Genomic DNA, 16,660 nt, shown 5'->3' with positions numbered 1-16,660 from the left:
ATCTATCACACTGAACAGGGTTATTTAGGTCTACGCTTTTACCCGTGTTAATAACTGATTAACTTCGGAGCGTAATCCATGTTAGGTATCCAGCTTTCTGCTGTTCTCTCTTTATTATTTTTTTCTACGGTAGCAGGCGCTGCCACTTCTCAGTTGGGAGAGCCGCTCAAACTAACCAGTTCATTTGCTGGCTACCTATCGCTGACCATTTTCGTTGTCGCCTACATCGTGGTGATGATGGAAGAATACCTAAAACTCCGAAAATCCAAGCCAGTTCTACTTGCAGCGGGCCTGATCTGGATAATCATTGGTTTTACCTACCAAGAACACAACCTTGTTGAAGTCGCCAAACAAGCGCTCGAACACAACTTACTCGAATACGCCGAACTATTACTCTTTCTACTCGTCGCCATGACATACATTAGCGCCATGGAAGAGAGAAGACTGTTTGATGCGTTGCAAGCGTGGATGGTAGGCAAAGGCTTTAACTTTCGCTCTTTGTTCTGGATAACCGGTATTCTGGCCTTCTTTATCTCACCTATCGCCGACAACCTCACGACAGCTCTACTGATGTGCGCTGTGGTTCTTAAAGTGGCAGGTTCTAACCCTAAATTCGTCAACCTAGCCTGCGTGAATATCGTGATAGCCGCCAATGCTGGCGGTGCATTCAGTCCATTCGGAGACATCACAACGCTCATGGTGTGGCAGGCTGGCTATGTGAGTTTTAGTGAGTTTATTCCTTTGTTTATTCCTTCGGTGATGAATTACCTCGTCCCTGCGTTGATCATGTCTTACTTTGTACCCACCACTCAGCCCGACACAGTCCATCAACACGTTGAATTAAAACGTGGTGCGAGGCGCATCGTATTCTTGTTCATCATGACAATAGCGACCGCTGTTGCTTTCCATGCCGTACTCCACTTCCCTCCAGTAATGGGCATGATGATGGGGCTCGCCTATCTGCAGTTCTTTGGCTATTACTTACGCAAGACTTTGCCCAACTCACTCGCCAAGAAAAAGGCGGTAGCGATCGCCAATAACGATGAAGGCGCCCTGAAACGACTCGGTTCTGTTGTGCCATTCGATGTATTTCGAAGAGTTTCTCATGCCGAATGGGACACGCTTTTGTTCTTCTACGGCGTGGTAATGTGTGTCGGTGGCTTGAGTCTACTTGGTTACTTGGAATTAGCTTCGGGCGTGATGTATAGCCAGTGGGATCCAATTTGGGCCAACGTCATGGTGGGGATCTTATCGGCTATTGTCGATAACATTCCGGTGATGTTTGCCGTGTTATCCATGGAACCCCAAATGTCGATGGGCAACTGGCTACTGATCACCCTAACCGCGGGCGTTGGCGGCAGCTTATTGTCTATTGGTAGTGCCGCTGGTGTGGCATTAATGGGGGCTGCACATGGTAAGTACACCTTTTTTGGCCACTTAAAATGGATGCCAGTAATCATGATTGGTTATGGGGTCAGTATCGCCGCTCACCTATGGCTGAACGGTGATATGTTCTAGTCTAAAGGGGAATCAACTAAAGGCTTTTCAACACGTGTCCAGACGTTGCTTAACTGCACTGCTGGACACTGGTTGCAGGTTAACACTGCTCCTTCTTGTTGAATACGCATCATCAGCCCAGAATCCACTCGGCTATTTCCTGAATTCAACTCGATGTTAATCAAATCATTTTCAATACGATAAGTTCTAGTGACCGTGTTACCGATTGTTTGATAGGTCATTTGTCCTGACTCAAAAAGTAGATAGCTGTTATCGTCCGCGTTCTCATACATCCCTTTGAACAAAACAAGCTGCGGTACTTCAAAGGGGCGACTAGTATCAGTTAAACAACCGGTCAGCAATAACACACTAGTGAAAGCTATTATCAGAAAATGATGGTTATTCATTTGGGCATCCTTGCCTAAAAAACATGGCTAAATAATATGCAACCAAATCATTATTTTCCAGAAAGTGGCGAATTTATTGCAAAGTCACGTTTTTATTGCAGAGTCACGCTTGAGGCCTCTTAATATTCCTCCTCAGTCGTACAAACCTTCAACCTTAACCGACAGAACAGAGTTTCAAGTCGCTAGCTAAGTAGCTTTCTAAGTTTGTTTTCTTCCCTCAATCACTAACAAGCGTTGTTTACGTTCTACGCCACCCGCATAACCCGTCAGCTTTCCATTTTTACCTATCACACGATGACACGGCACAATCACAGACACCGGATTTTTGCCATTCGCCAAACCCACTGCACGCACCGCTTTTGGGTTACCAATCGCATCGGCCAATTGTGCATAGCTCCATGTTTCTCCATAAGGAATGGTCATCAGCGCTTGCCAAACCGACTGCTGAAACGGAGTGCCCTTGGCTGCGATAGGCACAGAAAACTGGATAGCTTCACCAGCAAAATAACGATCGAGCTGTTTGATAGCCAACGCAAAGATCGGAAAGCTATCATCTTGAACACCTAACTGTTCAGGCTTGGTAGTGTGAGTTTCAAACCAAAGGCCGAGCAGCCCTTCATCGTTCGCCTGTAACGTCACGGTTCCTAGTGGACTTTGATAATAAGTAAAACGGTTAGTCATAATCTCTCCTAGCTTGGTAATTCCGATGTTTATTCATTGCTTCTATATCAGAGAGGTATCTCTATTCCACTTGAAACATCGTTTAAGACTGATTCCAACAATGGAACGTGGCGTAACTTCCCCAAGGCGAAACACTCTCTGTATTAATGGTAGGGCGATGCTCGATGAATTTCTTCACCACCAAATCGCCTACTAGCAAGTGGTTAGGTTCACTGAGCCCGCGCAGCAGCGCATATTGAATCGTCCAAGGACCAATACCTTTGAGATCAATCCACTTAGAAGGATGCTCAGCTTCGTTATCGACCATGTATTGGGCAAAACGCTTTAAGGTTTCCTTACGACTTCCCGGCATCCTTAGAAAGCTCACATCAGCATCAGCTATTTGTTTAGGTGTAGGGAAATACGCTTTCTCTGATGAATCAGCAATTTGTTGTAAGTCAGAGCACTCTTGTGAATTAGCTTGCTCTTGTGAATCAAACACCTGATATGAACCTGAGAGCTTTCGCACCAACAAGTTGAGCTGACCAATGGCCGCTGTTACCGAGACTTGCTGCCCGAGAATCGCTCTTACTCCGGCTTCCCAAGCACTCCACACACCAGGGATACGAATACCACTCTTAGCCACCAAGTTGGGATCAATGGTGCTAAAGAAATCTTCAACTTTGCTGATATCAACATCAAGGTCGAACATACGTCGAATATTGGCGATCAAACTTCTTAATTGGCTCATATCATCCAACTCAAACTCAATATCCAAACTGCTCTCTTTGGCTAAAGTGGCCTTGAACCAGCCCTTCGAGCCGTTCACGTTCACTGTGCGTTGGTAATAACCGTCGCCCACCTCTTCTAAGCCTTCGATCATTCGTCGTCGATAAAAGCCCAGCAAATGATCCCAGTCCAACGGGCCATGGAAACTGAGTTGGATATGATTACTTAGATTGTTACTTGGCTTAGCTCTTCGTATTTGACTTGGCGAAAGCTGAAGCTCTTTTTGAAAGGCATCATTGAAGCGGCGCGTGCTGTTAAAACCACTCGCAAAGCCGACATCGGTAATGCTCATGCTGCTGGTATGCAGTAACTGCTTGGCAAACATCAACTGGCTATAAAGGCTATATTGCTTCGGTGACACCCCGATGTAATTGTCGAACAAGGTTCGTAAATAACGATCTGAGATGCCTAGTCGAGTGGCAAGGTCGACAATCGACCCCGAATTCAGCGCACCGTTGTCGATTAATTGCATAGCTCGCAGAAAGGTAGTTTCAACACCTTTCCAAGCCGGAGAAAAAGGCGCGCTGTCTGGTCGGCAACGTAAGCATGGGCGATAACCCGCTTTCAAAGCCTGAGCTTGATGAGAAAAGTATTCGACATTTTCTTCTTTGGGTGGGCTTGCAGGGCAAATAGGGCGACAAAAAATCCCGGTGGTTTTCACCGCTGTGAAAAACATCCCATCAAAGCGAACATCTCGCGCATATCGAGCCAAATGGCACTGCTCACTCGTTAACGCGCTGTTGTGATGAATATTCTTAGACATACTCTGTCCTTCTCATTAGCCATACTGTGCTCCAATAACTAAAAGTTTACCGTGAACTGTTATTGTCGCTAGCCATTTTCGGAACTGAAGGTTAGATAAATCACAAAAAAGGGTTTTCTTTTCGCTCAATTCGACTAAATTTAACCTTGAGAAAGGATTATTCTCACAACGTCAACGAACGGTACTCAGCACATTAAGATGCAGAGACCTATCGAATAATAAGGAAAAGGCTATGGTTCTTCACACATGTCGTATTGTTTTATCAAACCAACAGGTTCTCACCAGTCAATCAGTCGAACAGTCTCTAAGCTTTCTTGAAGACGAAGCGGATAAGGGGATTTCTAAGATTGAGATTGACGCAACGGATGGCAATCAAATCCATTCTTACATGTCACACTCTCTTGAAGAGTCTATCGAGAATCTAATGAATCTCTAGAATTTTCGAAGAATAGTGCTTTGAAGTGATAGGGCTTTTAAAAAAGGTTACGCATACCAGGCTTAAACGGTTTTATCCGAGTTAGGGTTATCTCTGATTTGGAAAAGAAAATCATCTCTGGTTTAAAAACAAAAATGGCTCCCAACTATATAACTAGTTAGGAGCAATTTTTATTTAGTCAACAAAGCATATTGGTTACAGAAACAGCTGTTACTCTGGTGTTTGTTCAGCGGCTTGTTGCAACGTGTAGGCAGTCGATGGGTCAATTTCATTAACCAACTTCTCAACCTGAATGATCGCATCAACCGAAGTACTGCTTTTACGGTAGCTCAGGTAAATTGGACGATACCAGTCTTCAACCCCTTTGACCTTGTGCAATTGACCCGACTCGATAAAAGGTTCAACCATAGAAACAGGTAAATACGCACTGCCACCTTTCTCTAAGATAAAATCTAAAGCGATACGAGCTGTTGAGGTACGTAGATACGGCGCAGGCACTTTGGGGTGACGCTCGGCGTGTTCAGAACCAAAACGCGTTCCCCAGTCGACATAAACGTATTTATGTTGGAATACAGATTCCAGATCATCTTGCTCCGTTGATACCAACACCAAAACCAAGTCAGCGACTTTTTTACAGTTCAGCTCTTCCGCTTTGATCTGATCGAAAGCAAAAGCCATGTCTAAGGTTCGTTCTAGCAAATTACGGTTCAGCTGTTCGCGACCCATCACCTCGGCCATAAAGCCGTAGCCACCGAAAGAGTCGGTCACCACACTTAAGCAGTTTTGTAGATACGCATCCCAGATATTCGGTGTGCCACCCAGTGTTAACTGCAACGCTTTTCCACTCTCTAACGACAGCTCAAATTTGGCTTGTTGTAAGGTGGATACCATCACTTCAGCATAACCAATCAAACGCTCACCAGAAGAGGTCAGCTTGATGTTATTGCGGTCACGAATGAAGAGCTGAGTATCAAAATAGCCTTCAAGCTGTTTAATCCGCGCACTCACCGCTGCTTGTGTTAAATACAAGTTTTCAGCTGCACGCCCAAAGTGGCGCACCCTTGCAACCTCAAGAAAGGTTCTAAATACTTTCACATCCATCAAAAATACATCTCTGTAATAAATCTGCTAACTAGCCGATCTAGGATTGTTTATCGTAAAGGCAAAAACGTTTTGTTTCCTATTTTAGCCTTTTAACAATATTTTCGCGTGAGCAATAAACACTAATTTCTATCTAACCACATTACTGAGGCTGATATGTCTGAGACCGAATTCCGACACGGAAAAAAACGTTTTTATGACACCATTAAATTCCCACGAGGGTTTGCTAAGTCGGGTGATTTTACTCTTTCAGAAGAGGAAATCCTAACCTTGTTTGGTGACACTATGCTTGCACTTGAGACTGGCGAACTTTCGCCAAGCAACTCAGAAGAAAAACATTTCATCAAAGTGTTGTCTCACCCTCATAAGGCGAAGTCCAAGTTAGAGCGTGTTTGGTTGAAGTACATTCAACTGGCTCGTGGACGCCGTCGCTTTCATACCCTAAACGGCTGCAAACGCAGCGAAGTTTCTCGGGAAGAATACGAAAGAGAGTTAGTGTTAGAAGATTAGTAAAACAGCTCAAAGTGATACCTCATCACTTTGAGCTTTTTTTGGGTTCATCTCGGATTAGCGGGAACTTAAAATAAACTCGCATCTTCTTCGTAATTAATAAGTTTAGCCAACCTGTCCAGTTTTACCAATATTTATATAAAATTCATAGCGATACCTTTGAATAATCACTATTCTTAAATATACCCAATGATAATTCACGCCTGTCGGCGAAACTTCCTTATTTTTTGTACGGCAGTGCCACATAGCCACCATACTTTGATCGCATTTTCATTGCCCCCTTACTCTTCATCCAATAAAGTTTGTTGATCCTTCAGCCCCTGAATCAAATCCATCCGACGATATATGACAAACGTATTAATCTTGTTTAACGCCACCAAATATCCATACAATAATTGTGCAATTTTGAGAATTCCAATCACAGATATGATCAAAAAGGCAAAAACTTGACCTAAAACAATAGCGGAATCTGATAACTTATTTTATAATGCGAATTAATGTTTCAGAACACTATAATATTTAATTTCTAGGGGCAAAATCAATGAGACTTATTCCATTAAGCAACAAAGCAAAAGTAGGTAAATGGGCTGCTCGTCATATCGCAGATTCGATCAACAAATTCGCTCCAACTGCTGAGCGTCCATTTGTACTAGGTCTTCCTACTGGTAGCACACCTCTAACTACTTACGCTGAGCTAATTGAACTTTACAAAGCTGGCGAAGTAAGCTTCAAGCACGTTGTAACATTCAACATGGATGAGTACGTTGGTATCGACCCTAACCACCCAGAGTCTTACCGCACATTCATGCACGAGAACTTTTTCAACCACGTTGATATCCAAGCAGAAAACATCAACCTGCTAGACGGCAAAGCTGAAGACATCGATGCTCACTGTGCAGCATACGAAGAGAAAATCCGTTCATACGGCAAAATCAACCTGTTCATGGGCGGCGTAGGCATCGACGGTCACATCGCATTCAATGAGCCAGGTTCTTCTCTATCTTCACGCACTCGTATCAAAACGTTGACTGAAGACACTCGTATCGCGAACTCTCGTTTCTTCGATGGCGACATCAACCAAGTTCCTAAATACGCACTAACTATCGGTGTTGCTACTCTTCTAGATTCTGAAGAAGTAATGATCCTTTCTCTAGGCCACAACAAAGCGCAAGCGCTTCAAATGGCTATCGAAGGTTCTGTAAACCACATGTGGACTGTTACCGCTCTACAGATGCACCGTAAAGCTATCATCGTTGCTGATGAGCCAGCTCAACAAGAGCTAAAAGTTAAGACTCTTCGCTACTTCCAAGAGCTAGAAGCTGAGAACATTCAAGACCTATAATTTGATGTAGATCTTGATTGTAGAATTAAAACCACTTCTTCTATCGGAAGTGGTTTTTTTTTTATGTCACAATCGCTATCAACTAAAAAATATGGAAATAGACATGTTGTTGAATGAAATTGTCGAGGTCATCGAACTGACTGACAGTGATTACCTCTCAGAGGCATTAGAAGAGTTTAATCTACATAACGTAGTTCACTCTAACCACCTTCCTTTTTTGAATATTGTCTACGATAACGCCAAGCCACACTTGCTAAAAAAACTGTGCAGCATTGGCTTTAAAGGACAAATTCAATGTGAAAAATTGATAAGCGGTGACTATATTATTTTCAATGCAGACACCTATACGCCCGAACAAGCTAGCTCAAAATTCAGGTAAAACAGACTTCAATTTATTAGGAACTGACTTAAATGACAGACACAACTAACCTAAGCAATGAACAACTATCTCTACTTGGAAAAGCTCTGCTTTCAGTACAAAGATTGGAAAACTCACTCTACCAGTCGATTAGAGCACTTTGTAAACAAAACAGTTCTAGTGATACCCAAGCCATTGAAAACCTGACTTCAGAGCAGTTTCTGAAAGGCACTATCACAGAGCTAAAGCTAGTTATACAACAGTTATATGATGTGTTTGGGGAGACCCTTGCGCTTTCATCAGCAGAGTTAAATGAGTTCCTATACAAAAGAAACCTAGTCTCACTGAGTTTTTGGCAGGTAACGACAACAAGTGTAAAAGGAAATGAGAAACTTGCGAACCCAACACAATTTTTGCAAGAGCTCATCGATCAGTGTGATCTGTGGTTGACAAAAGTAGATCATAAATAGCACCGAGCTTACTTTCACTACCTAGAGATAGCTTAAGAGGTCAGCACATTCTCTTTCGCTAACTGCTGATGTATATCATTAACCGCTAGCACTATCGTAGAGCGCACTTTTTGAAAATGGCGCTCTAAAAACATCCGCTTCATATCATCAGACATGCCTTCGACCAACTCCGGGGCGTAGTCGATTGGCATCATTTTTTGAATAGCATTGATACGATTAAGTTCAAAAACGACATCTTGGTCCCAGAAATTCACCTGACCTTCTTGAATATTTACCCACTCTTTTAGAGTAACGAAAACTTCAATATCGTCATACACCTCTTTACTGATCACGCCTAACCCTAACAATAATTTTGTTCGAACCAGAATTTCCCCTAAAGGGCCATCGGTGGTGAGGAGAGGGTCAACAACAAATTTTACTGCGTAGTCATCTTTATAGAAGATACTTTTCAACAAAGCGTCCAGCATGTCTTCTAAGACATCGTAGGCGCACAACAGGCACTCCGCAGCATCAGCTGATTCGGCTAGTTCTTCAAGTAACTCTGATTCGTGTGTTGTATGTATGGGCATGGTTGCTCTAAAAGAATAAAGTGCCACTGGTGTGGCACTTTGATGGTTTATCATTTCAATGCTAGATAAGCTTCTTCCGCTAGTTTAACAACTTCTGAGTCACTATTCAGCTCAGAATAATGCGCTAATGTCTCAGCAAAGCCTTTTTCTGCGAACATTGCTTGAAGTTCAACCGCTTGAGGGTCGTCTTCGTTCTTGTAATGGAACGCAGCAGCGATTGCTTTTACTAGGTGAGCATTCGGTAGGCCGTACTCTAATGTACCGTTTAGAGGCTTAACTAGGCGATCTTGTGGGCTCAGCTTACGAATAGGTTGACGACCAACGCGATCCACTTCATCACGTAGGAACGGGTTAGCAAAACGACCGAGAATCTTTTGGATGTAGGCAGCGTGAGCTTCTGGATCAAAGCCGTAACGCTTAATCAGAACCGCACCACTCTCTTCCATCGTCGCTGTTACTTCAGCACGGATTACGTCATCTTCGATAGAATCTTTAATAGTCTCATGACCGGCAAGCACACCAAGGTATGCCGTTACTAAGTGACCTGTGTTTAGCGTAAACAGTTTACGCTCAACGAAAGCCATTAGGTTGTCAGTGCATTCCATACCTGGGATATTTGGAATCTCACCTTTGAATTGTGTTTGGTCTACGATCCACTCGCTGAACGTTTCAACCGTTACCGCTAGAGGGTCTGTTTCGCCCGCTTCTGCCGGTGGAACAATACGGTCAACCGCTGAATCAACAAAGCCAATGTGCTCTTCAGTGAACGCTTTCATTTCATCAGAAAGGTGCTCTAACACGGCTGCTTTTAATTGGCTAGTACCGCGAACCATGTTCTCTGCCGCGATGATGTTCATTGGTGCAGTGTTGTTTGCAGCTGCACGCTTTTCAATGCCTTGAGCGATAGACTTAGAGATGATTTTAAGAACCGTAGGGCCCACTGCTGTCGTCACAAGATCAGACTCAGAAATGCAATCTACTACTGCGCTTGTCGCTGAGTTTACTGCTGACACGTTCTTAACAACTTCGACAACACACTCTTCGCCAACAATCTTAACTGGGTATTCTTGGCGTTCAATTAACGCATTTACAACCGTTTCATTTACGTCAGCAAACGTAACCTTCATACCAGCATCAGAAAGAAGCTTACCAATGAAACCACGACCGATATTACCTGCACCAAAATGTAACGCTTTCATAATTTTGACCTTATAAATATTTGAATCTAAATAGCTAACCACTCAAACACATGCCGCTTTCAATCACGTCCTAGGCATTAAGCAGTGACCTATTCAGACCGAACCTTTATCTACAGATAAAGATTGAGACCGGAAATGAGGCCAGTAGGGGGATACTGGCCTCCTTCACTCAGGAGCTTGACTAGAGCTTGTTAGTTTCCGTTGAGAATACGTAGAACATCAGCAGGGTTTGTTGTGTTCTGTAGGCATTCCACAGCTTCTTCATCGTCGAGTGAATTGGTAATAGCCATCAGCACCATGTTGTGCTCATCGCCTTGTGCGGCAATACCGATAACCATCTTCGCGATATCATCTTCATCTTCGCCCCATTGAATACCTTCGGGGTACTGACAGAAAACAATGCCGGTTTTTTGTACGTACTGTTTCGCTTCGATTGTGCCGTGTGGTACAGCGATAGACTCACCTAGGTAAGTAGACACAAGCTCTTCACGAGCAAACATGCCATCTACATATTCTGGTGATACGTTGCCAAGTTTTACTAATTGTTCGCCAGCAAACTTAATTGCGTCTTCTTTCTGAGTCGCTTTAAGGCCAAGGAAGATGCTGTCATTAGTCAGTGCAAGCTTGTTGCCTTCTTGAGCTGGTGCTGCTGCAGGAGCCGGAGCTTCTACTTTCGCTTCACCACTTTGTGCTTCAACAAGTTCTGCTACTAGGTTGTCGTATACTGCGCCATCTAAAAAGTTGTTCAGAGACATGTGCATTGCACCAGGAATGGTTTTACGTGCACGGTCTGTTAAATCTTTATGCGTAATAACAATTTGTGAATCAGCCGGTAAGTTGTTGATTGCGTAGTTAGTTACCGTGATATTTAGGCCCGCTGCCTCAACTTTCTTACGAAGTAGACCTGCACCCATTGCACTTGAACCCATACCCGCATCACACGCTACGTATACTGCTTTCACGTCAGCTAGGTTGATATCTGCCCCCGTTGCTGCACCTTTAGAAGACGCTTTCATGTCTTTCATTTGTGCTGAAGCTTTCTCTAGTGAATCTTCCTCATCCTCTTGCGCTGATGTTTTAAGAAGGATTGACGCTACAACAAACGATACTGCCGTTGCTGCGATAACCGATAGAATCACGCCGATGTAAGAGCCTTTTGGCGTCATCAGTAAGACTGCGAAGATAGAACCTGGAGATGCTGGAGAGATAAGGCCAGAATCGAACACTACGTTAGTGAATACACCCGCCATACCACCTGCGATTACCGCAAGGATTAGACGTGGGTTCATTAGAACGTAAGGGAAGTAAATTTCGTGGATACCACCTAGGAAGTGAATGATAGATGCACCAGCAGCAGACTGTTTCGCGCTACCTTTACCAAATACCATGTAAGCAAGTAGAAGACCAAGACCCGGACCTGGGTTTGCTTCGATTAAGAAGAAGATTGAACGACCAACCTCTTCAGATTGCTGGATACCTAGTGGAGAGAAGATACCGTGGTTGATTGCGTTATTTAGGAATAGAATTTTCGCAGGTTCAACAAAGATAGATGCTAGAGGTAATGCACCTGCTTCTACCATTGCGTTTACGCCAGCAGCAAGTCCGCCAGATAGAATCTTAACCGCAGGACCGATCACGATGAACGCGATGATCGCACAGATCATGCCGATGATACCCGCAGAGAAGTTGTTCACTAGCATTTCGAAACCACTCTTCACTTTACCGTGAACAGCTTCATCGAATTTCTTAATTGCGATACCACCTAGTGGACCCACAATCATTGCACCCATGAACATTGGGATATCAGTACCAACGATAACACCCATTGTCGTGATGGCACCCACTACCGCACCGCGGTCACCACCAACCATTTTACCACCGGTGTAACCAATCAATAGTGGCAATAGGTATGTAATCATAGGGCCAACCATTGATGCTAACGTTTCGTTAGGCCACCAACCGGTTGGGATGAATAGTGCAGTAATGAAACCCCACGCAATAAATGCGCCGATGTTTGGCATTACCATATTGGATAAGAAACGACCAAAGTTTTGAACCTTAATCTTTGCTTCTGGTGATAACATAGGTAGAACCCCGTAATGTATTGGTTGGTCAAATGACCGAAAGTGTGTACTCAAAAGTCGATTAAAATGTATCACAACATTTCCAAAATGCACCTTAGCCCAACTTTCGTGACAGCAATCACATACAAAAAACACATTAGGGTTAACAAGAGCACTTTAGATCACAAAAACACCATGAATTTAAATTACAAAGCCAAATTGATGAGAATAAATATCATTAACACAAGATCTAGATCACGCTTTATTTTGTAATACTTAAAAATAAATAGTGACACGAATCACACTTAACAAAATATAGCATCTAAGATCTATATAGACCGTATAAAAGAACATCGTATTACGAATGATAAATATGCACCAAGATGAGAAAAAAACCTAAAGCTGTAATTTAATTACAAGTTAGACCGCATTTTGCTTAACATTCAAAATGAGAGCGAATACTCACTAAAAACATAGACCAGTGAACTGCAGTTAGTATCAACAGTTGTGTTATTGTATTTCCCTATTCTATACAACAGCTCCTCAACATTAATCAGCAGTTCTACTGCTAATTGAGAAACAGACTATGCCAGACAAGATTTCCACATCAGTACTAGCCAAACAAAAAGGGATAGAAGCAAAGGCTCTATTCAGTGATTTGAAAACAGCTGGCTATATCGTGCGTTCACAGGAGCGTTGGGTACTCACAGAACGAGGCGAAAGCTTTGGTGGGGAGTATGTCGAACACAAGAAGTTTGGTGTCTTTATTGTCTGGCCAGAAAAACTACTCATCGACCTAGATTCTTTCTCTGGAAAAACGCTAACGGCAACTCAACTAGGCAGTGCCTTTCAACTTAGCGCAAAAAAAATTAACCTGTTGCTCAGCGAGCTTGGTTGGATAACACGTGAAGAAGATGGTTGGCATGTCACCTCTACAGGCTTAAAAGCCGGTGGTGAACAAAGGGAAGACAAAGCCACTCAAAACTTATTCGTGGTATGGCACGACTCACTGGTTCGCAATAAACGTTTGAAGCAGTCTGTTGTTGAATTCCTAGGGCATGATGCTGAAAGCCACTCTACTGATGTGTCATTTTCCAGTTTTCGTCAGAAATTCGAAGCCAAGCATCGAAGCTTAGATGGGCATTATGTTCGTTCAAAGGGAGAGCTGATCATCGATAACTGGCTTTATATGGCAGGAGTGGTTCATGCGTACGAACGTCCGCTGCCGATCTCAAAAGAAGTAATGAGCGATTTCTACCTGCCAAGCGGCAAGGTATACATTCAGTTCTGGGGAACAGATTCAGGCCCTATAGAAGAAGACAAACGAAATGCGACCAAGAAAATTTACCAAGAGCACGGTTTTAGCTTGATTGAACTTAACCCTGAAGATATCCCAAACCTCGACAGCGTACTTCCCTCTTTATTACGCCAATATGGAATCAAAGCGTACTAACTGGCTGATTGTCGAAAACCAACACACATCCAGATCACACTAATTAAATCATTATGGACATTATAAACCATAGTGATTTGATGTGTTCGCTATTTTTCCCAAGCCATTCTTCTATTATCTTACACCCATCGACTTGAGCTACCGCAGATACTCGATTTATGGGGGCATGTTCGATAGCCATTTAAGCGTTAGGTCTTTTAGAAATTGACGGTTCTAGCAACGATTTTGATAGAGATACTGCCTAAATGCGTTATCCGTTTATTGTTGACGTTACCGAACATAAAACCCTACAACATTTATTATTGATAGATATTAGGATTCAACATGACTCATCCAATCATTACTGATCTAAACACTCGTTACACAGCTAAAAAATACGATGCCGACAAACGCATCTCTGCGGAAGACATGGAAGTAATCAAAGAAGCACTTCGTTTATCAGCTTCTTCTATCAACTCTCAGCCTTGGAAATTCATCATCATTGAGAGCGACGCAGCAAAACAACGTTTCCACAATACTTTCGAGAACATGTTCCAGTTTAACCAACCACATGCGAAAGAAGCGTCACACACGATCCTGTTTGCTCACGATCCTAAATACACTAAAGAGAAATTCGCGAAGCGTGCTGATACAGAAGTAAGTTCTGGTCACCTACCTGCTGAAATGTACGAGCAATTCTTAGGTGCTTACGCATTCGCAGAAATGAACACAGACGAAACGGGTTTCAACGGTAACTGGACTAAGTCTCAAGTGTACATCGCACTAGGTAACACAATGCACACACTGGCTCGTCTTGGTATTGCATCAACACCGATGGAAGGCGTAGATGCCGCTATGATCGGCGAAGAGTTTGCTGACGAACTGGAAGGTCACGTTGTTGATGTAGCACTGGCTATCGGCTTCCACAAAGACGGCGAAGACTACAACCACGGTAAACCAAAAGCGCGTCTGGCTCTTGATGAAATCGTGACGACGCTTTAACGCGTGAATTAAGATGACAAATGAATCAACAGCTATAACACGTTAAACAGTTACAACGCTTAACTGCTACAACGCTTTAATTTTTAAAACGCTTTTTCGTTTTACAAAATATAGTTTCAACAGCACTTCAGACTGTAAAATTACACTGCCTTATTTTGGCCAGACACTCGTCTGGCCTTTTTCATGTCTGTATTTCGCATCCATCCTTTCTATCTCAGCTTTAGCCATTCCAGCCGCTTTTTAGACCACCAATACTTGATCAATCCACGTGTTCTAATTCGCGAAGCACAGGAGTTACACTATAATCCCCTTTGTTTAAACATGTTCCTCACCCTGCTCTTTCTGAGCAAACATCATTAATTTTCTTGCCAAACCGCTATAATCTCACAAAGTCATAAAGACATCTAAGATTCATTTTAACCATAAAACTCAACGAGTCAAAATAACTCAACAAAACAACAAAAACCTAAGCAAACACATTAAAAACAAATACTTAAAAACATGGCACGACTAGTGCAATGAGAGCCTTAGATATTTCAATAAGGTATTATCATTATGACTATTCACGTTAAATCAAATGTTCATTGGGTCGGCGTCCACGATTGGGAAACCGAGCACTTCCACGGTAAGGAATACCACATGAACAAAGGTACCAGCTATAACTCGTATCTGATCCGTGAAGAGAAGACAGTGCTTGTCGATACTGTCGATCATCGCTTTACTGAACAATTCCTTGCAAACCTAGAGATGGAAATCGATATCAACGAGATCGACTACATCATTTGTCAGCATGCAGAAGAAGATCACTCAGGCGCCCTCTCTGCGCTACTGGCTAAAATTCCGAACACGCCCGTCTACTGCACAGAAGCTGGCGTTAACTCTATTGTTGGCCATCACCATCAGCCTGATTGGAACTTCAGAACCGTCAAAACCGGTGACACTCTTGACGTCGGTAACGGAAAACAACTGATTTTCGTAGAGATGAAAATGCTGCACTGGCCAGACTCAATGGCGACTTACCTAACCGGTGATGAAATCCTGTTTAGTAACGATGCTTTCGGCCAACACTACTGCGACGAGAACCTATTCAATGACCAACTAGACCAGGTCGAGCTTCATGATCAATGTCTGCGTTACTTCTCGAACATCCTCACACCTTTCGCACCTTTGGTGAAAGCGAAGATAGAAGAAGTATTGAGCTTAGGTGTGCCTATCGATGTTATCGCAACCTCTCATGGCTGTATTTGGCGCGACAACGCGACGCAAATTGTTGAGCAATACTACGAGTGGTCTAAAGCCTACAAAGAAGATCGTATCACCATTGTTTACGACACCATGTCGAATAACACTCGCATGATGGCTGACGCAATCGCAAAAGGTATCCGTAAAGGCAGCCCAGAAACGGCAATCAAGGTCTTCAATATCTCTAAGCACGATAAGAATGACATCCTTGCCAATATCTTCCGTTCAAAAGGGGTTCTAGTCGGCTCATCGACCATGAACAATGTGATGATGCCGCAAATCGCAGCACTACTAGAAGAGATCCACGGACTTCGCTTTGCTGGTAAAAGAGCCGCAGCATTTGGCTCTTCAGGTTGGACAGGCGGCGCGGTAAAACGTATCGACGCTCGCTTACGTGAAGCCAACTTTGAAGTCAGTGCGCCACAACACATCCACTGGAAACCAGACACAGACGCGCTTCGCCAGTGTATCGATTACGGCATGACACTGGCCGAGGTTTGGCGTGTAGAAGCAGATGAAGTGAGCACACCGAAACAAGTCTCACGTAATGTAACACCGCTTGAAGCCACATCAGCACCGGCAAACACCACTGCCGAGCTCAAGGACACAACAGAGCTGAAGCCAGAAGTCGCTCAAGATAAGCCAATACACAATGCAGACTGCACTTGCTGGCGTTGCACAGTGTGTGAATGGGTGTACGACCCACAATTGGGCGAACCCTACCAAGGCGTCGAACCTGGAACTCCTTGGGCGCAAGTACCTGATGGTTTCCTTTGCCCTGAATGCCATTTAGGCAAAGAAGTGTTTGTGGAGAAGTAGC

The 16,660-nt window shown here is 43.5% G+C and carries 16 protein-coding genes; 9 read left to right on the top strand and 7 right to left on the bottom strand.

The genetic code is table 11. The annotated features are described in order from the left end of the window. Positions 1-78: 78 nt before the first annotated feature. A complete protein-coding gene (nhaD, locus tag AB4232_RS05605) occupies positions 79-1,518 on the top strand; it encodes a sodium:proton antiporter NhaD (protein WP_012601208.1) in 1,440 nt (479 codons plus the stop codon). Here the strand turns inward: nhaD and AB4232_RS05600 are convergent. The 3 genes from AB4232_RS05600 to AB4232_RS05590 form a co-directional block, all read right to left on the bottom strand. After that, positions 1,515-1,904, bottom strand: a complete 390-nt coding sequence (locus AB4232_RS05600) for a hypothetical protein (protein ID WP_102248811.1) — start codon at positions 1,902-1,904, stop codon at positions 1,515-1,517. The two genes, nhaD and AB4232_RS05600, sit on opposite strands and share 4 nt — an antisense overlap. Before the next feature lie 198 nt (positions 1,905-2,102). Then, positions 2,103-2,585 carry a methylated-DNA--[protein]-cysteine S-methyltransferase gene (locus tag AB4232_RS05595; RefSeq protein WP_017097792.1) on the bottom strand — a complete coding sequence of 161 codons (483 nt, stop codon included), beginning with the start codon at positions 2,583-2,585 and terminating at the stop codon, positions 2,103-2,105. An 82-nt stretch (positions 2,586-2,667) separates the two neighbouring features. Beyond that, a complete protein-coding gene (locus AB4232_RS05590) occupies positions 2,668-4,116 on the bottom strand; it encodes an AlkA N-terminal domain-containing protein (protein ID WP_017097793.1) in 1,449 nt (482 codons plus the stop codon). Positions 4,117-4,348: 232 nt separating this feature from the next. On the opposite strand from AB4232_RS05590, the gene AB4232_RS05585 reads away from it, so the two are divergent. After that, the gene (locus AB4232_RS05585) at positions 4,349-4,552 is read left to right on the top strand and encodes a hypothetical protein (RefSeq protein ID WP_012601212.1); all 204 of its coding nucleotides are present in this window, start codon (positions 4,349-4,351) and stop codon (positions 4,550-4,552) included. A 210-nt stretch (positions 4,553-4,762) separates the two neighbouring features. On the opposite strand, the gene AB4232_RS05580 is transcribed toward AB4232_RS05585, so the two are convergent. Next, on the bottom strand, positions 4,763-5,653 hold the full coding sequence (locus tag AB4232_RS05580; protein ID WP_029222811.1) for a LysR family transcriptional regulator: 891 nt from the start codon (positions 5,651-5,653) through the stop codon (positions 4,763-4,765). A 156-nt stretch (positions 5,654-5,809) separates the two neighbouring features. On the opposite strand from AB4232_RS05580, the gene AB4232_RS05575 reads away from it, so the two are divergent. The 4 genes from AB4232_RS05575 (at position 5,810) to AB4232_RS05560 (ending at position 8,333) form a co-directional block, all read left to right on the top strand. Then, positions 5,810-6,163, top strand: a complete 354-nt coding sequence (locus tag AB4232_RS05575; RefSeq protein WP_017097795.1) for a DUF413 domain-containing protein — start codon at positions 5,810-5,812, stop codon at positions 6,161-6,163. A 541-nt stretch (positions 6,164-6,704) separates the two neighbouring features. Then, positions 6,705-7,505 carry a glucosamine-6-phosphate deaminase gene (nagB, locus tag AB4232_RS05570; RefSeq protein WP_009846106.1) on the top strand — a complete coding sequence of 267 codons (801 nt, stop codon included), beginning with the start codon at positions 6,705-6,707 and terminating at the stop codon, positions 7,503-7,505. Positions 7,506-7,608: 103 nt separating this feature from the next. Then, positions 7,609-7,884: a hypothetical protein gene (locus AB4232_RS05565; RefSeq protein ID WP_017097796.1), complete on the top strand. Its 276-nt coding sequence runs from the start codon at positions 7,609-7,611 to the stop codon at positions 7,882-7,884. Positions 7,885-7,916: 32 nt separating this feature from the next. After that, positions 7,917-8,333 carry a glucosamine-6-phosphate deaminase gene (locus tag AB4232_RS05560; protein ID WP_372086541.1) on the top strand — a complete coding sequence of 139 codons (417 nt, stop codon included), beginning with the start codon at positions 7,917-7,919 and terminating at the stop codon, positions 8,331-8,333. 32 nt (positions 8,334-8,365) lie between these two features. On the opposite strand, the gene AB4232_RS05555 is transcribed toward AB4232_RS05560, so the two are convergent. From AB4232_RS05555 to AB4232_RS05545, 3 genes are all read right to left on the bottom strand, one after another. After that, a complete protein-coding gene (locus AB4232_RS05555) occupies positions 8,366-8,902 on the bottom strand; it encodes an MltR family transcriptional regulator (RefSeq protein ID WP_083784018.1) in 537 nt (178 codons plus the stop codon). Positions 8,903-8,952: 50 nt separating this feature from the next. Further along, positions 8,953-10,101, bottom strand: a complete 1,149-nt coding sequence (locus AB4232_RS05550) for a mannitol-1-phosphate 5-dehydrogenase (RefSeq protein ID WP_372086539.1) — start codon at positions 10,099-10,101, stop codon at positions 8,953-8,955. A gap of 191 nt (positions 10,102-10,292) precedes the next feature. Then, positions 10,293-12,185, bottom strand: a complete 1,893-nt coding sequence (locus tag AB4232_RS05545) for a PTS mannitol transporter subunit IICBA (RefSeq protein WP_372086537.1) — start codon at positions 12,183-12,185, stop codon at positions 10,293-10,295. Positions 12,186-12,750: 565 nt separating this feature from the next. Here AB4232_RS05545 and AB4232_RS05540 point away from each other — a divergent pair. The 3 genes from AB4232_RS05540 (at position 12,751) to norV (ending at position 16,659) form a co-directional block, all read left to right on the top strand. Continuing rightward, positions 12,751-13,617 carry a glycerol kinase gene (locus AB4232_RS05540; RefSeq protein WP_372086535.1) on the top strand — a complete coding sequence of 289 codons (867 nt, stop codon included), beginning with the start codon at positions 12,751-12,753 and terminating at the stop codon, positions 13,615-13,617. Positions 13,618-13,941: 324 nt separating this feature from the next. After that, a complete protein-coding gene (locus AB4232_RS05535; RefSeq protein ID WP_372086533.1) occupies positions 13,942-14,598 on the top strand; it encodes an NAD(P)H-dependent oxidoreductase in 657 nt (218 codons plus the stop codon). 555 nt (positions 14,599-15,153) lie between these two features. After that, on the top strand, positions 15,154-16,659 hold the full coding sequence (gene norV, locus AB4232_RS05530; RefSeq protein WP_372086531.1) for an anaerobic nitric oxide reductase flavorubredoxin: 1,506 nt from the start codon (positions 15,154-15,156) through the stop codon (positions 16,657-16,659). Position 16,660: the final 1 nt, after the last annotated feature.

Source organism: Vibrio sp. 10N.286.46.A8, from assembly GCF_041470165.1.
GTDB classification, from domain to species: domain Bacteria; phylum Pseudomonadota; class Gammaproteobacteria; order Enterobacterales; family Vibrionaceae; genus Vibrio; species Vibrio tasmaniensis_A.
This window is presented reverse-complemented; position numbering and strand designations above follow the sequence as displayed.